Consider the following 20,876-nt stretch of genomic DNA (forward strand, 5'->3'; position numbering starts at 1 on the left):
CCTACACTCGGAGTGTAGGAAGGCCCCCTTCCAAGCTTCAGGCTTTGAACACGAGGGTGAAGGTGTGGGAGGCTGGGTAGTTGGCGTACTGGGGGAGGACGTCGGGGCCGCAGGCGGCGGAGCCGAGGCCGTGCTGGGCGTTGTCGACGAAGAGGTGGACGCGGTCGCTGGCCGAGAGCTCGTGGGGATGAGCGGCGGCGGCGATCTGCTGGGGGGTGTGGCGGGAGAGGCTGAAGCCGGGACGGTGGCCGGTGCGGTCGGGGACGGTGTCGATGCGCAGGCGGCCGTCCAGGTCCAGCGACCGCAGGTCCGGGCGGTGGCCGGTCTCCTGGGGCTTGGAGTAGATGACGTTCAGGTCGTCGACGGAACTGTCGAAACGGCCTACGCGCGCGGCGGTGGAACTGTCCGAATAGGACTCCAAGGGGCCGGTGCCGAACCACGAGACCTGGTCGACGGTCGGCAGTTCGAAGCGAACGCCGAGACGGGGCCAGGTGCAGTCCCAACCCTGGCTGGGCACGGCGTCGACCGTCAACGCGACACCGTCGGCGACGCCGAACCAGTGGTAGGTGACCTCGATGCAGCGGCCGGCGGTGGCGGCGGCGACCCGCACCGAGACCTGCACGGAATCATCGGTGATCTCGACATGCCGGATTCGATGTTCCAACCGGTCGAGGCCCCGCTCGTTCCACAGCCAGCCGCCGGCCCGGATGTCGTTGTCCGTGGGGGCGCGGAAAAGCTCCAGCCGTGGGCCGGAGATCTCCACGTCTCCGATGCGCAGCAACGAACCCGTGCGGGGATCGAAGACTGCGCCGCCGAGACCGCCAACCGGCGCCAGGGAAACGCGCTCCGGGGCGGACAGCTTGTACTGGCGGAAGCCGACGACGTGGCCGGAAACCGCTTCCACGGTCAGCCAGGTCTCGCCGGAGACCGCGACGTCCAACGCCTCGGGCGGCAGCTCGAAAAGGCCGGAACCGCCGGGCGGCACCGGATTGAGCTCGATCTCGTCCGTGCCGACCTCGACCCCGTCGACCGTGCGGGTCCACGTGAACCGAACGGCCGAGGTGTCGATGTAGTGGTAGCGGCTGCGTAGCGTGCCGGGCTCGTCGCCGAAGACGATGGGCGCGATCACGGCGGCGTACTCGGCCAGGCCCGGTGACGGCGTACCGTCGGGCAGCACCATGCCGTCCATCACGAAGTTGCCGTCGTGCACGACCTCGCCGAAATCGCCGCCGTAGGCGTAGAACGGGGTGCCGTCGGCGGTCTTGGTGAGAATGCCGTGATCACGCCATTCCCAGATGAAACCGCCGTGCAGCCGCGGATACTGCTCGTAGACGGCCTGGTAGTCGGCCAGGCTGCCAGGTCCGTTGCCCATGGCGTGCCCGTACTCGCAGTGCACGAACGGCCGATTCCGTTGCCGCACGGCCTCTTCCGGCCGCAGGTTGCCCTCGGACGCGTTGCCGGTGGTGGCGATGACCGCCAGTTCCGCGAACGTGGCGTACATGCGGGAGTGCATGTCGGTGTACGCACTGGCGTGATCCCGCTCGAAGTGCACGGGGCGGCCGGGATCGCGTTGGTGCGTCCACTGGGCCATCGCGGCCATGTTGCGGCCGGTGGCGCATTCGTTGCCCAGCGACCAGATCACGATCGACGGATGGTTCTTGTCCCGCTCGACGGTCCGCTGCATGCGGTCCAGGAACTGGTCCCGCCAGCGCACGTCCTCGGACGGATTGTCCACAATGGAGTCGTCGAACTCGAAGCCGTGCGTCTCCAGGTCGCACTCCAGCATGACCCACAGGCCGAGCTCGTCGCACAGCTCCAGCACCCGCGGATCCGGCGGATAGTGGCTGGTCCGGATGGCGTTGATGTTGTGCTGCTTCATCAGGAGGAGGTCCCGGCGCACGTAGTCGGCGTCGAACACCCGGCCCAACACGGGATGCGTCTCGTGCCGGTTCACGCCGTAGAACATCACCTTGCGACCGTTGACCAGGAACTGGTCACCTTCAATTGCCACGGTGCGGAAGCCGAGTCGCAAGTGGACGGTCTCGTCGGCCGAGGACACGGTGCACGCGTAGAGATGCGGAGACTCGGCGCACCACGGCTCGACCGCGCCGACGGTGAGTGGCGCGACCTCGGCGGCCGACTGCCACGTCACCGAGACGTCGAGATCCGGCACGGACAGGGTGATCGGGAACGTGCCGGTCACCTCCGGGCGGATGACCCCGCTGCCGCCCGAAAACTCGGCCTGCACCCACACGTCGTCGATACGCTTCGACGGCCGGCCCAGCAGGGTGACGTCACGGAAGATGCCGGGCAGCCACCACTGGTCCTGGTCCTCGAGGTAGGTCGCGGCCGACCACTGGTGCACCCGCACCAGCAACGCGTTCTCGCCCGGGACAACAAGATCCGTCACGTCGAACTCGGTGGGCAGCCGGCTGCCCTTGCCCACGCCGACCTCGGACCCGTTGAGCCACACCTTGTACGTCGATTCGACGCCGTCGAACCGCAGCACGTACCGGTCGATGTCCCACGAAGGCAACGTGAACGTCCGGAAGTGGTCGCCGGTCGGGTTCTCGTCAGGCACGTACGGCGGGTCGACCGGGAACGGGTACTTGATGTTGGTGTAGATCGGCCGGCCGTAGCGGCCGTCGCCGTGCAGCACCCAGTGCGACGGGACCGGCAAGATGTCCCAATCGGACGGATCCTCGATCGGCGCATCGGCATACGGCCACAGCTTGAACTTCCAGTCACCGTTCAGTGACAGAACGGGAGCACTGGACCGCACCCACGAGCGTGGCGGCAGCCGGTTCGATCCGGGGGAGAAGTCCTCGTAGTACGTCACGCCATCAACCCTTCACAGAACCATCTGTCAGGCCGCCGCGCCAGTACCGCTGCAAGAAGATCATGGCGATGGCCAGTGGGATGACCGACACCAGCAGGCCGCCGACGGTCAGCTCGTAGAACTGCGGCGACCGGTCGACCTGGCTGCGCCAGGCGTTCAGCCCCAGCGTGATCGGGTACAGCTTGTCGTCGGCCAGCATGATCAGCGGCAGCAGGAAGTTGTTCCAGATGCCCACCAGCTGGAACAGGAACACGGTGACCAGCGCCGGGGCCATGCTGCGCAGTACCAGGGAGTGGAAGATCCGCAGCTCGCCGGCCCCGTCCAGCCGGCCAGACTCCAGCACCGAGTCGTCGACGGTGGCCTGCGCGTAGATCCGGCACAGGTAGAAGCCGAACGGCGAGACCATCGCCGGCAGCAGCACACCCCAGTACGTGTTGGTCAGCCCCAGCTTGCTGAACAACAGGAACAGCGGCAGCGCGGTCGCGGTGCTGGGCACCAGCACGCCGCCGAGCACGGTGCCGAACACCAGGTTGCGGCCCGGGAAGTCGTACTTGGCGATGGCGTAGCCGCCGGCCGCGGCCAGGTAGGTCGCGACCAGCGCGCCGACGCCGGCGTAGATCACGCTGTTGAGCAGCCAGCGCAGGTAGATCCCGTCGGAGGCGGTGAACACCTCGACCACGTTGTGCCACAGCTGCATGGTGCGCCCGAACCAGAAGCCGGGCGTGGTGAACAGGTCGCCGGACGACTTGGTCGCGGCCACCACCACCCAGTACACCGGCACCAGGAAGTAGATCGCGACGACGGTCAGCAGGCCGGTGACCACGATGGCCCAGCCGGTGTTCCTGCCGGTCATGACCGTCCCTTCCGGTTGGTCCAGGCCAGAAAGCCGAACGACAGCACGAAGGCGGCGATCGCGATGATCACGGCCTCGGCCGAGGCGACGCCGTAGTCGTTGTAGGCGAAGGCGTTGTTGTAGGCGCTCAGGTTGGGCGTGTACTCGGTGACGATGGCCGGCGCGACCGTCTTGAGCACCAACGGTTCTACGAACAGCTGGAGTGTGCCGATGATGGAGAACACGACGCTGAGGATGAGCGCCGGCCGGATCAGCGGCAGCTGGATGGACGCGGCGATGCGCAGCGGCGAGGCACCGTCCACTTTGGCCGCCTCGTAGATCTCGGACGGGATGGACTTCAGCTGGGCCACGATGACCAACATGTTGTAGCCGGTGTACGTCCACGTGACGATGTTGGCGATGGACCACAGCACCGAGTTCGGGCCGAGGAAGTCGATGTCCAGTCCGACCAGCTTGCCCACGTCGATGATCGGGCTCAGGCCGGGCACGTACAGGAACGACCACAGGATGGTGGCGATCACGCCGGGAATACCGTACGGCAGGAAGTAGGCGGCGCGGAAGAACGACGGCCAGCGCGCGGAGGCCGACTCCAGCAGCAGGGCCAGCGCGGTGGCGAACACCGTCATCACCGGCACCTGCACGACGCCGAACAGCAGCACCCGGCCGATCGCGCCGAGGAAGTTGCTGTCGCTCAGCGCTTCCACGTAGTTGGCGAAGCCGGCGAAGCCGCCGGTCACGCCCTTCTCGCCGAACAGACCGGCCCGGTTGATGTGGGTGAAGCTCTGCACCACGGCCAGGATCACCGGCACCAGCACGGTCAGCGCGAACAGGGCCAGGAACGGGGCCAGCAGGATCCACGGCGCGCCAAGCAGTTTCCGGCGATGGCGTTGCGGAGCGTTGGTCTTCACCGTGGTCCGCTCGAGAGTCGCGGTCACTTCGCCTCCAGCACGGTGAGACCGATCTGCCGCATGGTGTCCACGGTGGTCTTCTGGGTGAGGTGCAGGCTGTCCACAAGGGACTGCCCGGCGGTGATCTTGCGCCGGAAGTTGTCGGACAGCGCGTTCAGGGTGCGCTGGGTGATCGGACCCCAGTGCCAGTCCTTGGGCTGTTCCTTGGCCGCCGGCACGAAGATCTCGGTGTTGTAGTTCTGCCCGCTGAAGAACTCGCTGGGCTGCTGCCGCTGCGCGCCGATGTAGTCACGCGACGGCGACCAGCCGATGCCGCAGTACTTGATCAGCGCGTCGATCGCCTCCGGGCTGGTGGTCATCCACACCGCGAAGTCCAGCGCCTCCTTGGGATGCCGGCTGTTGGCCAGCACCGCCGCGCTCGACCCGCCCAGCGCGGTCGAGCCGGAACCGGTTGGCCACTTGGGCATCGGCGCCACCCGCCACTTGCCCTTGCCGGTGCCGATCGTCTCCACCAGTGCGTCGCCCCAGGACGCGCCGGTCAGCGCGGCGATCTGGCCGTTGCCGGCGGCGGCCGTCCAGCCCGGGCTGTACGGGTCGTAGCCGGTCTGCACGTAGCCGCCGTCGATGGCCTTGTCGAAGAACCGGGCCGCGGCCAGGGTGGCGTCGTCGGTCAGGTTGACGATCCAGCCGTTCTCGGTCGGCGTGAACCACTTCCCGCCGGCCTGCGCGGCGTACGCCATGAACGGCGACGCGTCGGCCACCGAGAAGGCTTCCAGGCACACGCCGGGATCCTGCTTGTGCAGCTCCTGGGCCAACGTGGCCCATTCGTCCCAAGTGGATGGTGGCTGGCCGCCGACCTTGGCCAGCACCTCGGGTTGGTAGTACCAGGCCATCGGGCCGGTGTCCTGCGGGATGGCGAACACGCCGCCGTTGAAGGTGACCTGATCCCACGCGGCCTCGTCGTAGCGCGACCGGTACTGCTCGGCCCCGTACCGGGCCAGGTCGACCAGGCCGCCGACCAGCATGAACTCCGGCACGCTGCGCAGCTCGACCTGGGCCAGGTCGGGGCCGCCGCCCGCGGCCAGCGCCGAGTACATCTTCTGGTAGCCGCCGCTGTTGCCGCCGAGGCTGAACACCGCCTGGACCTGCACGTTCGGGTTGCGGGCGTTCCAGATGTCGGCGACCTTCTGCAGGTCCTTGAGCCAGGCCCAGTAGGTCAGCGTGATCTTCTCGCCCGGCCCGGCGGCGGGGATCGTCGGCTCGGCGTTGACCGGATTCGCGCCCGGCGGCGCGCAGCCGGCCAGCGCGGCCGCCCCCAGCGCGCCCAGCCCGAGTCCCAGCAGCCGACGGCGTCCGATGGTCACCCGGAGCCCCCTTTCGATCACGCGGCGGCGGCGAATTTGTTCACACAATCATAGATTTGGCTCTCGTACCACCACGAACAGTGCCGGTACGATCACTGATCCATGACCAGGGTGCTGATCATCGGGGGCGGTGTCGCCGGACCGGCGACGGCGCTGGCACTGCACAAGGCCGGCATCGACGTCGGGGTGTACGAGGCCTACCCGGTCGGCGGTGACGACGTCGGGGCCTTCCTGACCATCATGAACAACGGCATGGACGCGCTCGCGGCGGTGGACGCGGCCGGCGCCGTCGAAGCGGTCTCCTTTCCCGCCACGACAGTGGAATTCCTCAGCGGCAGCGGCCAGGTACTTGGCCGGCAGCACATTGCCGGCCAGCTCGAGACCGGCCACGACCCGCGGACCATGCGCCGCTCGTCGCTCTATCGGGCGCTGACCGAACAGGCACGCCGTCGCGGCATTCCGGTCGTCAACGGCAAGCGCCTCACAGACGCCGTGCCCGAGGGCGAACGGATCAGGGCCGTCTTCGAGGACGGCTCAACTGAGCTCGGTGACGTGCTGGTCGGGGCCGACGGCATTCACTCGCGCGTGCGGACGTTGATCGACCCGGCCGCGCCGGAACCGCGCTACACCGGGCTGAACATCCTGTACGGCTACACCGACGACACGACGCTGCCGCTGTCCACCGACGCGTACCGCATGATCCAGGGCAAGCGGGCCTTCTTCGGCTACACGACCTCCCCGCAGGGCGAGACGTTCTGGTTCGCCCGGCTGCCCGCCCCGGAACTGACCCGCGACGCCATCGCCGGCACGACGATCGACGGCTGGCGGCGCCGCGCCGCCGAGTTCTTCATCGCCGACACCACGCCGTCGCGGCGGATCATCGAGGCCACCTGGCACGAGATCATCGGCGGCAACGCCTATGACGTGCCGTCCACGCCGATCTGGCATCGCGGCGCGATGGTGCTGGTCGGCGACGCCGCGCACGCCGCGTCCCCGGCGGCCGGCCAGGGCGCGTCGATGGCGCTGGAGGACTCCGTCATCTTGGCCAAGTGCCTGCGGGACCGGCCACGGGACGAGGCCTTCGCGGCGTACGAGCGGATCCGCCGGGAACGGGTCGAGCGCCTGGTCGCGACCAGCGCCAACGACGGCGCGACCCAGGACAGCGGTGACGAGGTCCTGTCCGAGCAGTTGAACGACCGGCAACAGTCCCGCGCCTGGTTGTACGCACACCACATCGAGTGGGCGGAAACCGTGGCCTGACCCGCTACGGTGAAACCGGCCGAGTGAACGGGGAGACACGGATGGTGACCGTCGAGGCGTCTGGTGTCGAGCAGCGGGGCATCGAGCACGTGCCGGACGAGGAGCGCTACGGCACGCCGCGCCGCCAGTTCTGGGTGTGGTCGGCGGCCAACCTGAGCATGCTGCCGGTCGGCTACGGCCTGCTGGTGGTGGCCATCGGGCTGAACTGGTGGCAGGCCATGCTGGCCGTGGTCATCGGCATCTGCCTGTCGTATCCGCTGGTCGGCGCGGTCGCCGTCGCCGGAACGCGCGGCGGTGCGCCGGCGATGATGCTGAGCCGGGCGTCGTTCGGCGTGCTGGGCAGCCGGCTGCCGACCCTGATCACCTGGTTCACCGTGGTCGGCTGGGAGACCGTCAGCGTCGCGCTCGGCGCGCTGGCCACCCGGACCGTCCTCGAACGGCTGTCACCCGGTCTGGGGAACACCGGCATGGTGGCGGTGGCCTTCGCGGTGATCGCCATCGGCACGATCGTGCTCGGCGTGTACGGCTATCACGTGATCCAGCGGGTGCAGCGCTGGCTGACCCTGATCACGGCCGTGGTCACAGTGGTCTACCTGATCGTGGTTCTGCCCCGCCTGCACTTCGACCTGTCCGGCGGGCACGCCGGCTCGGCCGTGACGCTGCTCGGCGGCATCGTGCTGGTGATGGCCGGCACCGGCCTCGGCTGGCTGGCCGCCGGCGCCGACTACTCCCGCTACCTGCCGCGAAGCACGCCCAAGCGCAGCATTCTGGGCTGGACCGCGGCCGGCGGCGGCGTCACGCAGGGCCTGCTGGTGCTGGTCGGCGTGCTGCTGTCGACCAGCGACCCGTCGCTGGCCGCGGCGGTGTCGCGGGACCCGATCGGCGCGCTGGCCGCGCAGGCCCCGACCTGGTTCCTGGTGCCGTACCTGATCAGCGTGATCCTCAGCGTCACCGCGGCCGGCGCGGTCGACCTCTACTCGTCCGGCCTGGTGCTCCAGGCCATCGGCGTCCGGCTGCCGCGGCCGGTGACCGCCGGCATCGACGGGGTGCTGATGATCGTCGGCGGCGTCTACATCGTGTTCGTGGCGCCGACCTTCGCCGCCGTGTTCATCGCGTTCCTGCTGATCAGCGGCGTGGCCGCGGCGGCGTGGGCCGCGGTCTTCCTGGTCGACCTGTGGCTGCACCGCCGCGACGGCTACGACACCGCCGCCCTGGACGACGCCGACGGCCGCTACGGGCGGTTCAACTGGGCCGGCATCGGGTCCATGGTCATCGGCACCGTCGTCGGCCTCGGCCTGGTCACCTCGGCCGACCCGCAGCTGGCCGTGATCACCGGGTTCCTGCTGCCGGACAGCATCGCCCACAGCCCGCTGGCCATCACCAACCTGGGCATCGTGCTGGGTTTCCTGCTCTCCGGCCTGCTCTACGCGGCGCTGACGGTCCGGACCAGGACCGCGGCGCGGGAAGCGGTTGACGTACCGTAGTCGGGTGGACGTGACGACGGTGCTGAGCGAGCCCGAGTGGCGGGCCCGGCAGCGTGCGCACGTCGACCGGGTCCGCCGCTGGACGCAGCCGCACCGGGAACGCGGTCTGGCCAAGGAAAAGCACCCGGTGCACGACTTCCTGTTCACGTACTACTCGCAGCGGCCGGGCCGGCTGGAGCGCTGGCATCCCGGCCTCAACACCGTGCTGGCCGGGGATGCCGACGAATTCCTGGCCTACAAGGGTTATCACCGGGTCGCCGACGGCGTGACGCTGGATCCGGCCGCCTGCACCGAACCCCGGGTCCGCACCGCCGAGTTCTACCTGGCGCTGCTGGGCGCGACGGTGTCGCGGCCGCCACGGCTGAACTGCTTCGGGCTGCACGAGTGGGCCATGGTGTACCGGCAGACGCCGGAACAGGTCCGGCACTTCGGCTGGCCGCTTCGATTGGGACACCAGGGAACCGACGAGCTGGTCGAGTCCTCGCAGGTCCGATGTGGACACTTCGACGCGTTCCGCTTCTTCACGCCGCCGGCCCGCCCGCGCAACGCGCTCCAGCCGACCCGGGAATCGCAGGTCGAGCTGGAGCAGCCGGGGTGCCTGCACGGCAACATGGACCTGTACAAGACGGCCTACAAGCTGGAGCCGTACGTGCCGTCGGAGCTGGTGGCCGACTGCTTCGAGCTGGCCCTGGCCATCCGCGAGCTGGACATGAAGGCCAGCCCGTACGACCTGTCGGAGCTGGGCTACGAGCCGGTGCGGATCGAGTCGCCGGCCGGCCGGGCCGAGTACGCGCGTATGCAGTCGGACTTCGCCGAGCGGTCGAAACCGTTGCGGGACAGGCTGATCAGCTGTTGCCGGGATGTGCTGCGGTGGCGGGAAGAACACCAGCCAGCAGCTCCCTGACCGACCGGCTGCCGGTGGTGTCGTCGAGCTCGTCGTAGAGCGCGAGGGCCTGCTGCCAGGAGGCGCGGGCGTCGTCCCGCCGGCCGAGCTCGGTCAGCACGTCGCCGCGGCGGGTCAACGCCTCGGCCTCGGCCCACCGGTCCCGCAGCTCCTTGCTCGTCAGCACGGTGTCGTCCAGCAGCACCAACGCGTGCGGCAGATCCTTGCGCAGCAGGTGGATCTCGACCATCTTGCGCAGCACGTGGACCTGGCCCTCCAGCGAGGCGATGTCGGCCATCATGCCCAGCGCCAGCCCGCACAGGGCCAGGCCGCCGTCGAGGTCGCCGCGCAGCCGCAGCACGTCGCCCCGGGTCATCAGGCACAGCGCCTGCCCCTGAATGTCCTTGTACTGCACGAAGATCTGCGTCGCCCGGTCGGCGAACTCCTGGGCCCGCCGGTCGTCACGCAGGTCGGCGGCCAGGAAGGCCGAGCCGGCCAGCGCCCAGGCCAGGCCGTAGCGATCGTCCACATCGGACCGCAGCCGGCGGGCCTCGGCGTACAGGCGGTTGGCCATGGCCAGCTCGCCCATCCGCCGGTAGCCCTCGGCCAGGTTGGTCACCACCCAGCCCTCGGCCGCCCGGTCGCCCAGGTGTTGCGCGGCCTGCCGGGCCAGCTCGTGGCTGCGGATCCACACCGTCCACGGCCGCCGCTGCAACAGGTACGTCCACAGCACGACCGGCAGCTGCCAGGCCAGCTTGTAGTGCCCGTGGTCCATGGCCAGCTGGATGATCGGCACGAAGTTGGGCAGCTCGGCGTCGCACCAGCGCAACGCGTCCAGCGCACCGGCGTCGTCGGCGGTCCAGCCCAGCGGGTGCACGCCGCGCGGCAGCTCGTCCTTGGCCATCGGGTCGAAGCGGAACGGGGCCAGCACGTGGGTGGCCGCCGTCGCCGAGTGCAGGTACCAACTGGCCAGCCGGTACACCGCTGCCGGGGTGTCGGTGACCTCGCGGTCGGCCAGCTCGGCGGCGTAGTCGCGGATCAGGTCGTGGAACGTGTAGCGGTCGCGGCCGACGGCCCGCAGCAGGTGGGCGTGGGTCAGCCGGGCCGTCGCGCGGCGGGCGAAGGTGTGGGGCATGCCGGCGAAGGCGGCCACGGCCCGGCCGCTGATCTGCGGGCCGGGGTGCAGACCGAGCAGCGGGAACAGCCGCGCGGCGTCCGGATCGAGGCGGCGCAGCGACCAGGAGAAGATCGTGCGCACGTCGGCGTCTTCGACGCCGAGCACGTCGAGACGCTCGGAATCCAGCTCGGTGACCAGGTCGCGCAGGTCGTAGTCCGGGGTCGTGACGGCCCGTTCGGCGGCGACCCGCAGGGCCAGCGGCAGCCGTCCGCACCGGGCGGCCAGCGACGCCAGCGCCGCCGGCTCGCGGTCGGCCCGCTCCCGGCCCAGCACCGTGGTCAGCAGGGCCAGCGACTCGTCCTCGGACATCGGGCCCAGCGTCAGCCGGTGCGGGCTGGCCCGCAGGGTCAGGCCGGACAGCCGCTCCCGGCTGGTGATGATCACCGCGCACCGGGCGGTGCCCGGCAGCAGCGGCTCGATCTGGGCGAAGTCGGCCGCGTTGTCCAGCACGATCAGCATCCGGCGCTCGGCCAGCGCCGACCGGTACAGCGCCGCCAGCTGCTCGACGTCGGCCGTGCCGGCGGCCGGCACGCCGAGCGAGCGCAGCAGGTCGGCCAGCACCTCGTCGGGCCGGGCCGGGCGGTCGTGCGGGCTGTGTCCGCGCAGGTCGGCGTAGAGCTGGCCGTCGGGGAAGCGGGGGATGGCCTTGTGCGCGAAGTGCAGCGCCAGCGTGGTCTTGCCGGCGCCCGGCGGGCCGTCAACGGCGATGATCAGCGGCACCCGGCTGTCGGTCGGGCGTTCCAGGGCCGCGGTCAGGTCCCGGATCTCCGGCTCACGGCCGACGAAACCGCTCATGGCCAGCGGCAGCTGGGCCGGGCGCGGCAGCTGGTCGACGGTCAGCACGGCCAGCAGCGAGCCGTTCGCGCCGAGGGCGACGTCCAGCGTGCGGGCCATGTCGACCGAGGGCAGCCGGCCGTTCTCGATCTTGCTCAGGTAGCCGGGAGTGATCCGGGCGAGGTCGGCCAGGCCGCGCAGCGACAGCGCGTGTCGGGTGCGTAGCGCCCGCACGTGCCGGCCGAAGCTCTCTGACATGCCCTACCCCGGAACCGAGGGTATTACACATACCGCCCCAGACCGGCGATGTCTGTAAGCAGTTCGGCCAGGATCCGGCCTGTGTCGGCGGCCACAGCCACCGCCACCGGGCGGCGTTTCGGCAGCTCCGTGCCCGGTAGCGGCACCGGGCGGCGGTCGATCAGGGTCGCCCCGCGCAGGTATCCGTGCAGCTCCACGACGACTTCGTGCCGTTCGTACTCGGCCAGGTCGGGGTTGACGGCGATGGCCGCGGCCACCGGGTCGTACAGCAGCATGCCCGGACCGCCGTACTCCACGGCCAGCGTGCCGGCGTAGAAGTCGAGGTACTGCTTGTGCCAGGCCGTCAGGGCCTTGGCCACGGGATTGTCGATCCGGGCCAGCTCGGCGATCCAGGTCTCGTCGGCCCAGGCCGGGGCCACCGCGTCGATCGGCACCACGGTGAGCGTGAAGCCGGCGGCCAGCACCTGCTCAGCCGCTTCCGGGTCGTGCCAGGCATTGGGCTCCTGGGCCACGCCGACCGTGCCGGGCAGCGTGAAGACGCCGCCCATCCAGACCACGTCCCTGACCAGAGTCGGCAGGTCAGGGGCCAGTTGGAGGGCCCTGGCGACATTGGTCAGCGGACCTAACGCCAAGACCGTTACTTCGCCCGGGTGCTGCCGGGCCAGCCGGACGATCTGCTCGGCGGCCGTCTCGTCGATCGGCCTGGTTGTCGGCGGCGGGCCGGCGTTGCCGCCGAGGCCGTCGTCACCGTGCACGATCTGGCCCGACATCATCTCCGGCCCGACCAGCGGTTTCGCCTCGCCGATCGCCACCGGCACGCTCAGGCCGAGCAGCTCGGTGATCCGCAGCGCGTTGTCCGCCCCCGGCGCCGGCGGCAGGTTGCCGTGCACCGTGCCGATGCCGAGGACGCGGCAGTCGCCCCTTTTCGCCCGGGCGAGCAGGCCGACGAGCGCGAACGCGTCGTCGACGCCGGGATCGGTGTCCACCACGATGAGCACGGGGGCGATTATGGGAGCCCTTTCGGGCGGACCGGGGTGTTTCCTGGGTTGGCAACGGCCAACCCCTGGCCAGCGTGACCGTTGTCTCCCCATAGTTGACGTACCGGGGATTTCGGGAGTCCCGGACCCGCTGGTCGAGGGGAGCGGCGGGTCCGGGGCCCTCTTTTCTGTCACATGCGGTCCGGATGTGCCTCTGGGAGGCAAGTATGACGCGCATGTGACATTCGAATGTGGCGGTGGGCGGTTAGAAGAGGCGGGTGCGGTACTCCTGGGCGGCGAGGGTGGCCAGGGTGTCGGGAGCCAGGCCGGCGGCCGCCAGCTTCGGGCCCATGTCGGCGATGGCCAGCTGGTAGTAGTCCCCGCCGGTGAGCAGCGCGTCGGCCAGCTCCAGGTTCGGGTCCCACAGGTGCGACCGGATCAGCGCCTTGCCGCACTGGAAGTACACCTCCCGCACGCGGACCACCGTGGCCAGCAGCGCCGGCTTGCCGCCGGCCGACAGCTGCCCGAGCAGGTCGGGGTCGTCGGTGACGAAGGCGTCGCCGTTGATCCGCAGCGTCTCGGTCACGCCCGGCACCAGCATGATCAGGCCGACGCCGGGCCGGTCCATCAGGTTGGTGAAGGTGTCGATGCCGCGGTTGCCCGGCCGGTCCGGGATGGCGATCGTCCACGGGTCGAGCACCCTGACCGAGCCCGGCGGGTCGCCCTTGGGGCTGGCGTCCACGCCGCCGTCCGCGCCGACCGAGGCCAGCACGAAAAACGTGCTGTGGCCGATGAAGCGGTGCGCGAACTCGGTGATGTGGTCGGTCTTCTTGTCGGCGATGAACGCCGGCGGGTAGCCGACGATCTCCCGGATCCGGGCCATGTCGATCGGCTGGTACTCGTCGGCCGCGGTCATCTCACACGTCCAGGGTGAGCCGGGGGCCGGCGCAGCGGGACACGCACGGGAACATGCGGTCGCCGGCCTGCTGCTCGGCCTCGGACAGGATGTCGTCACGGTGATCGGGCCGGCCGCCCAGCACCCGTACCTGGCAGGTGCCGCAGATGCCTTCCCTGCACGCGCCTTCGACCGGTATTCCGTTGTCCTGCAAGACTTCCAGCACGGTCCGATCGGCCGGCACGGTCAGCGTCCGGTCCGAGCGGGCGCAGACCACCTCGAACTCGTGGTTGGGCCGGGCAGGCTTGGGGCGGGCGGCGAAGCGCTCCACGTGCAGGGCTTCGGTCGGCCAGTCGCGCATCGCGTCCTCGACGCCGGCCAGCAGCGACTCCGGTCCGCAGGCATAAACGGCCGTGTCGGTTCGCGGTTCGGCCAGGAGTTTCTTCAGCGACAGGCGGTTTCCGTCGGTGAACAGCTCACTGTGTCCGTTGTGGACGGACAATTCGTCCTGAAAGGCCAGTGAACCGCTGGTTCGGCCGCAATAGGCCAGCCGCCACGGCCGACGGCCGAGCTGGTTGATCATCGGCAGGATCGGTGTGATGCCGATGCCGCCGGCGATGAACAGGTGCCGATCGGCGTCGACCAGCGGGAAGTTGTTGCGCGGCTGACCGATCCGGAGTTTCTGACCCGGGCGCAGGAAGCTGTGCACGTACTCCGACCCGCCGCGGCTGCGCCTTTCCCGCAGCACGGCGATCCGGTAGCCGCCGAGGTCCTTGGGTGACCCGCACAGCGAGTACTGCCTAATCAGGCCGGTCGGCAGCTCGATGCCGACGTGAGCCCCCGGCCGCCACGGCGGCAGCGGCCCGCCGTCCGGGTCGGTCAGTCGCACCGACACCACCCCGTCGGCCTCCAGTCGCAACTGGTGAACGAGCGCGATCATCGTGTCACCACCTCTTGAACACGGATCAAGGGACCTGTTCCGAGTACACTTGAACACGGATCAAGAGGCAATGTGACGGGAGCCACAGGTGGACCGGGAGCAGGTGGTCGAGGCCGGCCTGGCGCTGCTGGACGAGGTCGGGCTGGACGGGCTGACCATGCGCAAAGTGGCCGAGCGGCTGGGCGTGCAGCTCAACACCGTGTACTGGCACGTCGCCGGCAAGCCCCAGCTGCTGGCGGCGCTGGCCGATCGCATCGTGGCCGGTTGCGCGGCGGAGCCGCTGCCGGAGCCATGGCGGGAACGCGTCGAAACCCTGGCCCGCAGGCTCCGGAAGGCGATGCTCGCCCACCGTGACGGCGGCCGGGTGGTCGCCGGTCGGTACGTGATCGGCACGCACACTTTGGCGTTCGGTGAAAAAGCCGTGGGGGCGCTGCTCGACGCCGGCCAACCGCCTCGCGAAGCGGCCTGGGCGACGTGGACGATCGGCTACTACATCTTCGGCCTCGTCCAGGAAGAGCAGGCGGCCCCGGAGGCCGACCTCGCGGCGATGGCCGAATCGGCCGATCCCGAGCGGTACCCGGCGATGGCCGCCACCGTCCCGCACCACCTCCCGACCGACTTCGACGCCCGGTTCGAATTCGGCCTGAAGATGGTGCTGGACGGGCTGCCGTCAGGGACGGGGGATTGACCGCAGGTTGCTCCGGGCGAGGTCGATCATCCGGCCGACGCCGCCGTCCAACACGGTCCGCGTCGCGGCGAGGGCGAAGCCGCGGACCTGGGCGGCGGTGATGTGCGGGGGAATGGACAGCGCGTTGGGGTCGGTGCGCACGTCGACCAGGAACGGCCCGGGGGAGGCCAGCGCGGTCGACAGAACGGAGCGCAACTGCGCCGGATCGTCCACGACCTCGGCCGGGACGCCGCACGCGCGGGCGATGGCGGCCAGGTCGGAGACGCCGTGGTCGGTCTCGAACGACGGATAGCCGGCGACCATCATCTCCAGCCGGATCATGCCGAGAGACCCGTTGTTGAAGGCGATGATCTTGACCGGCACGTTGCGCTCGCGAACGGTGCGCAACTCGCCCAGCAGCATGGTCAACCCGCCGTCGCCGGACATGGAGACGACCTGCCGACCGGGCTGGGCATGGGCGGCGCCGATGGCGTGCGGCAGGGCGTTGGCCATGGTGCCGTGCCGGAACGAGCCGATGATCCGCCGCCGCCCGTTGGGCGTCAGGTAGCGCGCGGCCCACACGTTGCACATGCCGGTGTCGACGGTGATCACGGCGTCGTCGGCGACCAGCTCGTCCAGCACGGCGGCCACGTACTCGGGGTGCACCGGCCGCAGCTTCTCGACCCGGGCGGTGTAGGCCGACACGACCTTCTCCAGCGCCTCGGCGTGCTTGCGCAGCATCTTGTCCAGGAACGACCGATCGGTCTTCTGCCGCACCATCGGCAGCACGGCCCGCAGCGTCGCGCCGACATCGCCCTCGACGCCGAGCTCGAGCCGGGTCCGCCGACCGAGCCGGGCGGCGTCGCGATCGACCTGCACGGTCCGGGCCTGCGGCAGGAAGGTGTCGTACGGGAAGTCGGTGCCGAGCAGGATCAGCAGATCGGACTCGTGCGTGGCCTCGTAGCACGCGCCGTAGCCGAGCAGCCCGCTCATGCCCACGTCGTACGGGTTGTCGTACTGGATCCACTCCTTGCCGCCGAGCGAATGCCCGATCGGCGAATGCACACGGGCCGCCAGCTCCAGCACCTCGGCCCGGGCGTCCCGAACGCCGGCCCCGACGAACAGGCTGACCGTCGAGGCCGCATTGATCTTGGCGGCGAGCTGGTCAACCGCCTCGGACGCCGGCACGGCCACGGCCCGCGTCTCCACGATGTGACTGCTGCCGGTCGGATGGGCCGCCGGCTCGGCGGTCAGGTCGCCGGGCAGCACGAGCACAGCGACGCCCTGCTTGGCCAGCGCCGTCTGAATGGCGATCCGCTGCATCCGGGGCAGCTGCTCGGGCCGTGACACCAACTCGCAGTAATCGCTGCACTCCAGAAACAGGTGCTGCGGATGCGTCTCCTGAAAGTAGTTGGTGCCGATCTGCGTCGACGGAATGTGCGACGCGATGGCCAGCACCGGTGCGCCGCTGCGATGCGCGTCGTACAGGCCCTGGATCAGATGCGTGTTGCCCGGCCCGCAACTGCCGGCGCAGACCGCCAGCCGCCCGGTCAGCTGCGCCTCGGCCGCCGCTGCCAGCGCCGCCGCCTCCTCGTTGTGGACGTGGACCCATTCCACGTCTTCGGTTCGGCGAATGGCGTCGGCGATCGGATTCAGGCTGTCGCCGACCAGTCCGTACACCCGGCGCACGCCGGCCTGCCTGAGCACCTCGATGAGCTGGTCGGCGACGGTCTGAGCCATGGGCACCCTTCCCCGGTCGATGTGGTGCGACTCACCATTGGCCGGTCGCACGTCACCGCCGAATCTAGTGCCGGACACGCCGATGGCGCCCGTAGAAGTACGGGCGCCATCGTTGGCCTTGCCTATTCGTTCAGCGTGTTTCAGCTGCCGTGGGCGGCCTGGAACTTGGCCACCAGCTCGGCCGGGATGCGGCCGCGGTCGGAGATCTTCTCCCCCTGGCTGCGGGCCCACTCGCGAATCGCCTGGTTCTGCGCGCGGTCGCCGCCCGCCTTCACCGCGGTGGTGCTGCCGCCCCGCTGCTTGCGGCCACCGACACGCTGCGCCTTCTCGACGAACGCCGTCAGGCCTTCGCGGAGCTTCTTCGCGTTGTCCTCGGACAGGTCGATGGTGTACTCGACACCGTCGAGACCGAAGGACACGCTCTCGTTGGCCTCACCGCCATCGAGGTCGTCGATCAGCTGGACGATGGTCTTCTGTGCCATGGACGTTTCTCCGTCTGGGTCGGAACGTGGCGTAATACTCGCTGTCAAAGAGGCGTGCCCCGTCGACGCGACTGCGGCCAGTCTAGTCGATACTCCGCACAAAATGACTCACCGACTCGAAACCAAATTGAGCGGCTAACCGGGTGGGGTCGGTCACGGCCGACCGGCCGATCGGGCAGGAGTTGTCAAGAGGTCGGTCCGCCCTGGTACGCCGAACAGACCAGCGATGACAGTTGTCGTTGCCGTTTCTTCACCGGATCAGGTGGCGTTAGGTCCGGATTCGGTCCACGCCCCGGGATTGCGGCGCGATGCGAGCCCGCCTTGACCGGGGAGGATGCGGTGGTGAGCGAACCCGATCCGCACCGGTGGAAAGCGCTGGCGGTCAGTCTCGCCGCCGGCTTCATGAGCCTGCTCGACGTGAGCATCGTGAACGTGGCGCTGCCGTCGGTGCAGAACGGTCTCGGCGCAACGGCCGGATCCGTGCAGTGGATCGTGTCCGGATATGCGCTGACGTTCGGGTTGTCGCTGGTCGCCGGCGGCCGGTTGGGTGACGTGCTCGGCCGCCGCGTCATGTTCCTCGTCGCATTGACGGCATTTGTGCTGACCAGCGCGTTGGCCGGGGCGGCGCCGAACGAGGCGTTCCTGATCGGCGCCCGACTCATGCAGGGACTGGCCGCCGGCTTGCTCACACCGCAGAACTCGGGCCTGATCCAGGATCTGTTCCGCGGCGCCGAACGTGGCAAGGCGTTCGGCCTGCTCGGCGCGACGATCGGCATTTCCACCGCGACCGGACCGGTGCTCGGCGGCCTGATCCTGGCCGCGTTCGGCGACGAGACCGGCTGGCGCTGGGTGTTCTACGTCAACGTCCCGGTCGGTGTGCTGGCCTTCGTGTTGGCCTTGCGCTGGCTGCCGAAGGCCGATCGCGGCCGAGTCGCATTGCGACACGAGATCGACCACATCGGCGCGTTCCTGCTCGGTGTCACCGTGCTCACCCTGTTGCTGCCGATCGTGCGGACCGAGAGTGGTTCGGCCGGCTGGTGGTGGCTATTGGCCGTGCTCACGCCGGTTTTCGGGGTGCTGTTCGTGCGGTGGGAGCGGCGGGTCTCGGCCCGTGGCGGCAAGCCGCTGCTCGACCTGCGCCTGTTCACCGAGGTTTCCGGCTACTCGTCCGGTTTGCTGCTCGGATCGGTCTACTTCTGCGGGTTCGCCGGCATTTTCCTGGTGATGTCGCTGTTCCTCCAGAAGGGTTTGCACTACACACCGTTGCAGTCGGGACTCACCGTGACACCGTTCGCCGTCGGTTCCTCGATCATGGCGGCGGTGGCCGGCCGGCTGGTTTCCCGGCTGGGTCGCAAGGTGACGGTGGCCGGGCTCGGTCTCATCACGATTGGTCTGGCCGCGGTCGCGGTGGTCGTGCTACTGGTGCCGCAAGGCGTGATTGGCGGCGCGATCGCGCTGCCATTGCTGGTGGCCGGAATCGGCGGTGGCGCGGTCATCTCGCCCAACACCACGTTGACGCTGGAATGCGTGCCGAACCGGATCGCCGGGGTGGCTGGTGGTGCGTTGCAGACCGGTCAGCGGATCGGCACCGCGATCGGCACCGCGGTGCTCGCCACCGTCTTCTACTCGGCCACACAGCGCGGTTTTCCGGCCGCTGTGTCCACGACGTTGTGGTGCGCCATCGGATTCATGCTCGTGGCAATAGTCATCGCCGTGTACGAACTGCGGCGCACCACGGCCGGCCGGGCCTCGGCCCGGCCGGCCGCCGGCGATTAGGGCGTCACTGCGATGGTGGTCAGGCCCTTCACCGCATTGGTGACGGTGTTCGAGGCGTAGACCACGTTCGGGGTGCCGGCGCACTTCGACACCGATGTCACGTTGATGGCGTACTGCCCGACCCCGCCCAGATCGGAAACGTTGTTCCGCCACACGTTTCCGCAGCCGCTCGGGAACGACGGCGTGGTGCTCACGTTGTGCGTCTGGTAGCCGTCGGCGAACACGCCGGGGCCGGCGAACGTGCCCGTGTTCCCGTCGATGGTGTAGCCGGTGCCCTTCACGTCCACCCACGAGTCGGCCGAGTTCTCACCGGAGATGCCCTGGCCGTCGAAAGTGTTGCCGCTGATGAGACCGCCGGTCGTGCCCTCCTTGACGTCGATCAGCTCGGCGGCGATGTTCGGACCCAGATGATTGCCCACCACCTGCACCCGGTCGCCGCGGTCGGCCCCGTCGGTGTTGCCGTAGCAGGGCCAGTTCGACACCGCGGATCCGATGTAGACACCCTCGCCGTAGCCCGGCTGCACCAGGCCGGTGTCGGTGACGGTGGAGTTGCGCACCACGGAATCGGCCGAGGAGCGCCGGAAGTGGATGGCCTCCTCGTCGATGCGCTTCACCGTCACGCCGTCGATGACCGTGTGCGGCGAATTGTCGACGACAATGCCCTTCTTGGAGTCGGTGACGGAGAAGCCGCCGAGGTTCCAGTAGGGCGCGTCGAACAGCCAGAGGCCGTAGCCGGAGTCGTAGCCGGCGGTCGGCCGGGCGCAGTCCGGCGGGTCGCCGGCCGGGCCGTCGTTGATCAGCACGGCGTCGGCCGGACCGGTCAGGGTGATCGGATTCGCCGCCGTGCCGGGTCGTTGCGTGATGAAGGACCCGTGATACGTCCCGGACGCCAGCTTGATCACCTGGCCCGGTTCGGCGCTGCCGAGGGCGGCGATCAGCTCGGCCGCCGTGCTCACGTTCACCGTCGGTCCGCTCGGCGGCGTCGTGGTCGTGGTGGTCGTCGTGGTGGTCGTTGTCGTGGTGGTGGTGGTGGTGGTGGTCGTCGTGGTCGGGCCGCCGGCGCAGTCCGCGCCGTTGAGCCGGCAGCCGGTCGGTGTGGCCAGTCCGCTCACGCCGAACCCGGCGCTGGTGCTCGCGCCCGGCTTGATCACGCCGTTGTAGCTGACGTTGGCCAGCTTGTAGTGCTGGCCGGTGTGGGTCAGCGTGGCGTTCCACGCCTTCGTCACCGTGGTGCCGCTCGGCAGGTCGAACTCGACCACCCAGGTGCTGCTGGCCGCCGTGCCGCCGTTGGCGATCGTGTAGCTGCCGTTGTAGCCGTTGTTCCAGGTCGAGGTCTGGCTGAATTGCGCCGTCAACAGGGGAGCCTGTGGCGCCGTGGCGTCGGCCGGGTTGGCCACCACCAGCAGTCCGGTCACTATGCCGACCGACGCCAGCGGCGCCAGCAGTCTTGTTCGGAACACGCGAGTACCTCCGAAATGCAGGGCGGGGTGCTCGCAGTATCAAGTCGGGTTGACGTGGCGGCAATGGGCGGAACGGGTAACTCCATGTACGTGAATAAGGAAAGCGCAAAGCCTTTCCTGTACACATTTCCTGCCGACA

At 69.4% G+C, this 20,876-nt stretch carries 16 protein-coding genes; 5 read left to right on the forward strand and 11 right to left on the reverse strand.

The annotated features are described in order from the left end of the window. Positions 1-37: 37 nt before the first annotated feature. Genes M3Q35_RS42260 through M3Q35_RS42275 form a run of 4 tightly spaced genes read right to left on the reverse strand, consistent with a single transcriptional unit; the run spans position 38 to position 5,964 of the window. Entirely contained in the window at positions 38-2,839 is a 2,802-nt protein-coding gene (locus M3Q35_RS42260; protein WP_273938200.1) for a glycoside hydrolase family 2 TIM barrel-domain containing protein, read from the reverse strand. Between the two features lie 4 nt (positions 2,840-2,843). Next, positions 2,844-3,692, reverse strand: a complete 849-nt coding sequence (locus M3Q35_RS42265) for a carbohydrate ABC transporter permease (RefSeq protein ID WP_273938201.1) — start codon at positions 3,690-3,692, stop codon at positions 2,844-2,846. Then, positions 3,689-4,627, reverse strand: a complete 939-nt coding sequence (locus tag M3Q35_RS42270) for a carbohydrate ABC transporter permease (RefSeq protein ID WP_273938202.1) — start codon at positions 4,625-4,627, stop codon at positions 3,689-3,691. Before M3Q35_RS42270 ends, M3Q35_RS42265 begins: the two co-directional genes overlap by 4 nt. After that, positions 4,624-5,964: an ABC transporter substrate-binding protein gene (locus M3Q35_RS42275; protein ID WP_273938203.1), complete on the reverse strand. Its 1,341-nt coding sequence runs from the start codon at positions 5,962-5,964 to the stop codon at positions 4,624-4,626. The genes M3Q35_RS42270 and M3Q35_RS42275 overlap by 4 nt, the downstream gene beginning before the upstream one ends. A 102-nt stretch (positions 5,965-6,066) precedes the next feature. Between M3Q35_RS42275 and M3Q35_RS42280 the strand changes: the two genes are divergently transcribed. Genes M3Q35_RS42280 through M3Q35_RS42290 form a run of 3 tightly spaced genes read left to right on the forward strand, consistent with a single transcriptional unit; the run spans position 6,067 to position 9,612 of the window. Further along, complete coding sequence (locus tag M3Q35_RS42280) at positions 6,067-7,224, forward strand: FAD-dependent monooxygenase (protein ID WP_273938204.1); 1,158 nt, start codon at positions 6,067-6,069, stop codon at positions 7,222-7,224. Between the two features lie 41 nt (positions 7,225-7,265). Further along, positions 7,266-8,708: a purine-cytosine permease family protein gene (locus M3Q35_RS42285; protein ID WP_273938205.1), complete on the forward strand. Its 1,443-nt coding sequence runs from the start codon at positions 7,266-7,268 to the stop codon at positions 8,706-8,708. Positions 8,709-8,718: 10 nt separating this feature from the next. After that, complete coding sequence (locus M3Q35_RS42290; RefSeq protein WP_273944685.1) at positions 8,719-9,612, forward strand: 3-methyladenine DNA glycosylase; 894 nt, start codon at positions 8,719-8,721, stop codon at positions 9,610-9,612. Here the strand turns inward: M3Q35_RS42290 and M3Q35_RS42295 are convergent. The 4 genes from M3Q35_RS42295 to M3Q35_RS42310 form a co-directional block, all read right to left on the reverse strand. After that, a complete protein-coding gene (locus tag M3Q35_RS42295; RefSeq protein WP_273938206.1) occupies positions 9,554-11,800 on the reverse strand; it encodes an ATP-binding protein in 2,247 nt (748 codons plus the stop codon). The genes M3Q35_RS42290 and M3Q35_RS42295 overlap by 59 nt on opposite strands. Before the next feature lie 23 nt (positions 11,801-11,823). Continuing rightward, complete coding sequence (locus M3Q35_RS42300; protein ID WP_273938207.1) at positions 11,824-12,798, reverse strand: nucleoside hydrolase; 975 nt, start codon at positions 12,796-12,798, stop codon at positions 11,824-11,826. A gap of 244 nt (positions 12,799-13,042) precedes the next feature. Further along, entirely contained in the window at positions 13,043-13,693 is a 651-nt protein-coding gene (locus M3Q35_RS42305; protein WP_273938208.1) for an MSMEG_1061 family FMN-dependent PPOX-type flavoprotein, read from the reverse strand. A gap of 1 nt (position 13,694) precedes the next feature. Next, positions 13,695-14,612 (reverse strand): PDR/VanB family oxidoreductase, encoded by a 918-nt coding sequence (locus tag M3Q35_RS42310; RefSeq protein WP_273938209.1) that lies wholly within the window; start codon positions 14,610-14,612, stop codon positions 13,695-13,697. 88 nt (positions 14,613-14,700) lie between these two features. On the opposite strand from M3Q35_RS42310, the gene M3Q35_RS42315 reads away from it, so the two are divergent. Continuing rightward, on the forward strand, positions 14,701-15,300 hold the full coding sequence (locus tag M3Q35_RS42315; RefSeq protein ID WP_273938210.1) for a TetR/AcrR family transcriptional regulator C-terminal domain-containing protein: 600 nt from the start codon (positions 14,701-14,703) through the stop codon (positions 15,298-15,300). On the opposite strand, the gene M3Q35_RS42320 is transcribed toward M3Q35_RS42315, so the two are convergent. Together M3Q35_RS42320 and M3Q35_RS42325 are read right to left on the reverse strand one after the other, a co-directional pair. Next, positions 15,283-17,019, reverse strand: coding sequence for a pyruvate dehydrogenase (locus M3Q35_RS42320; protein WP_273938212.1), 1,737 nt, complete (start codon positions 17,017-17,019; stop codon positions 15,283-15,285). The two genes, M3Q35_RS42315 and M3Q35_RS42320, sit on opposite strands and share 18 nt — an antisense overlap. Before the next feature lie 140 nt (positions 17,020-17,159). Next, the gene (locus M3Q35_RS42325) at positions 17,160-17,501 is read right to left on the reverse strand and encodes a histone-like nucleoid-structuring protein Lsr2 (RefSeq protein ID WP_273938213.1); all 342 of its coding nucleotides are present in this window, start codon (positions 17,499-17,501) and stop codon (positions 17,160-17,162) included. A 339-nt stretch (positions 17,502-17,840) separates the two neighbouring features. Here M3Q35_RS42325 and M3Q35_RS42330 point away from each other — a divergent pair, with 339 nt between their 5' ends. Beyond that, positions 17,841-19,277 (forward strand): MFS transporter, encoded by a 1,437-nt coding sequence (locus tag M3Q35_RS42330; protein ID WP_273938214.1) that lies wholly within the window; start codon positions 17,841-17,843, stop codon positions 19,275-19,277. On the opposite strand, the gene M3Q35_RS42335 is transcribed toward M3Q35_RS42330, so the two are convergent. Continuing rightward, positions 19,274-20,737 carry a cellulose binding domain-containing protein gene (locus M3Q35_RS42335; protein WP_273938215.1) on the reverse strand — a complete coding sequence of 488 codons (1,464 nt, stop codon included), beginning with the start codon at positions 20,735-20,737 and terminating at the stop codon, positions 19,274-19,276. The genes M3Q35_RS42330 and M3Q35_RS42335 overlap by 4 nt on opposite strands. Positions 20,738-20,876 lie beyond the last annotated feature (139 nt).

It is taken from the genome of Kutzneria chonburiensis (assembly GCF_028622115.1).
GTDB lineage: Bacteria > Actinomycetota > Actinomycetes > Mycobacteriales > Pseudonocardiaceae > Kutzneria > Kutzneria chonburiensis.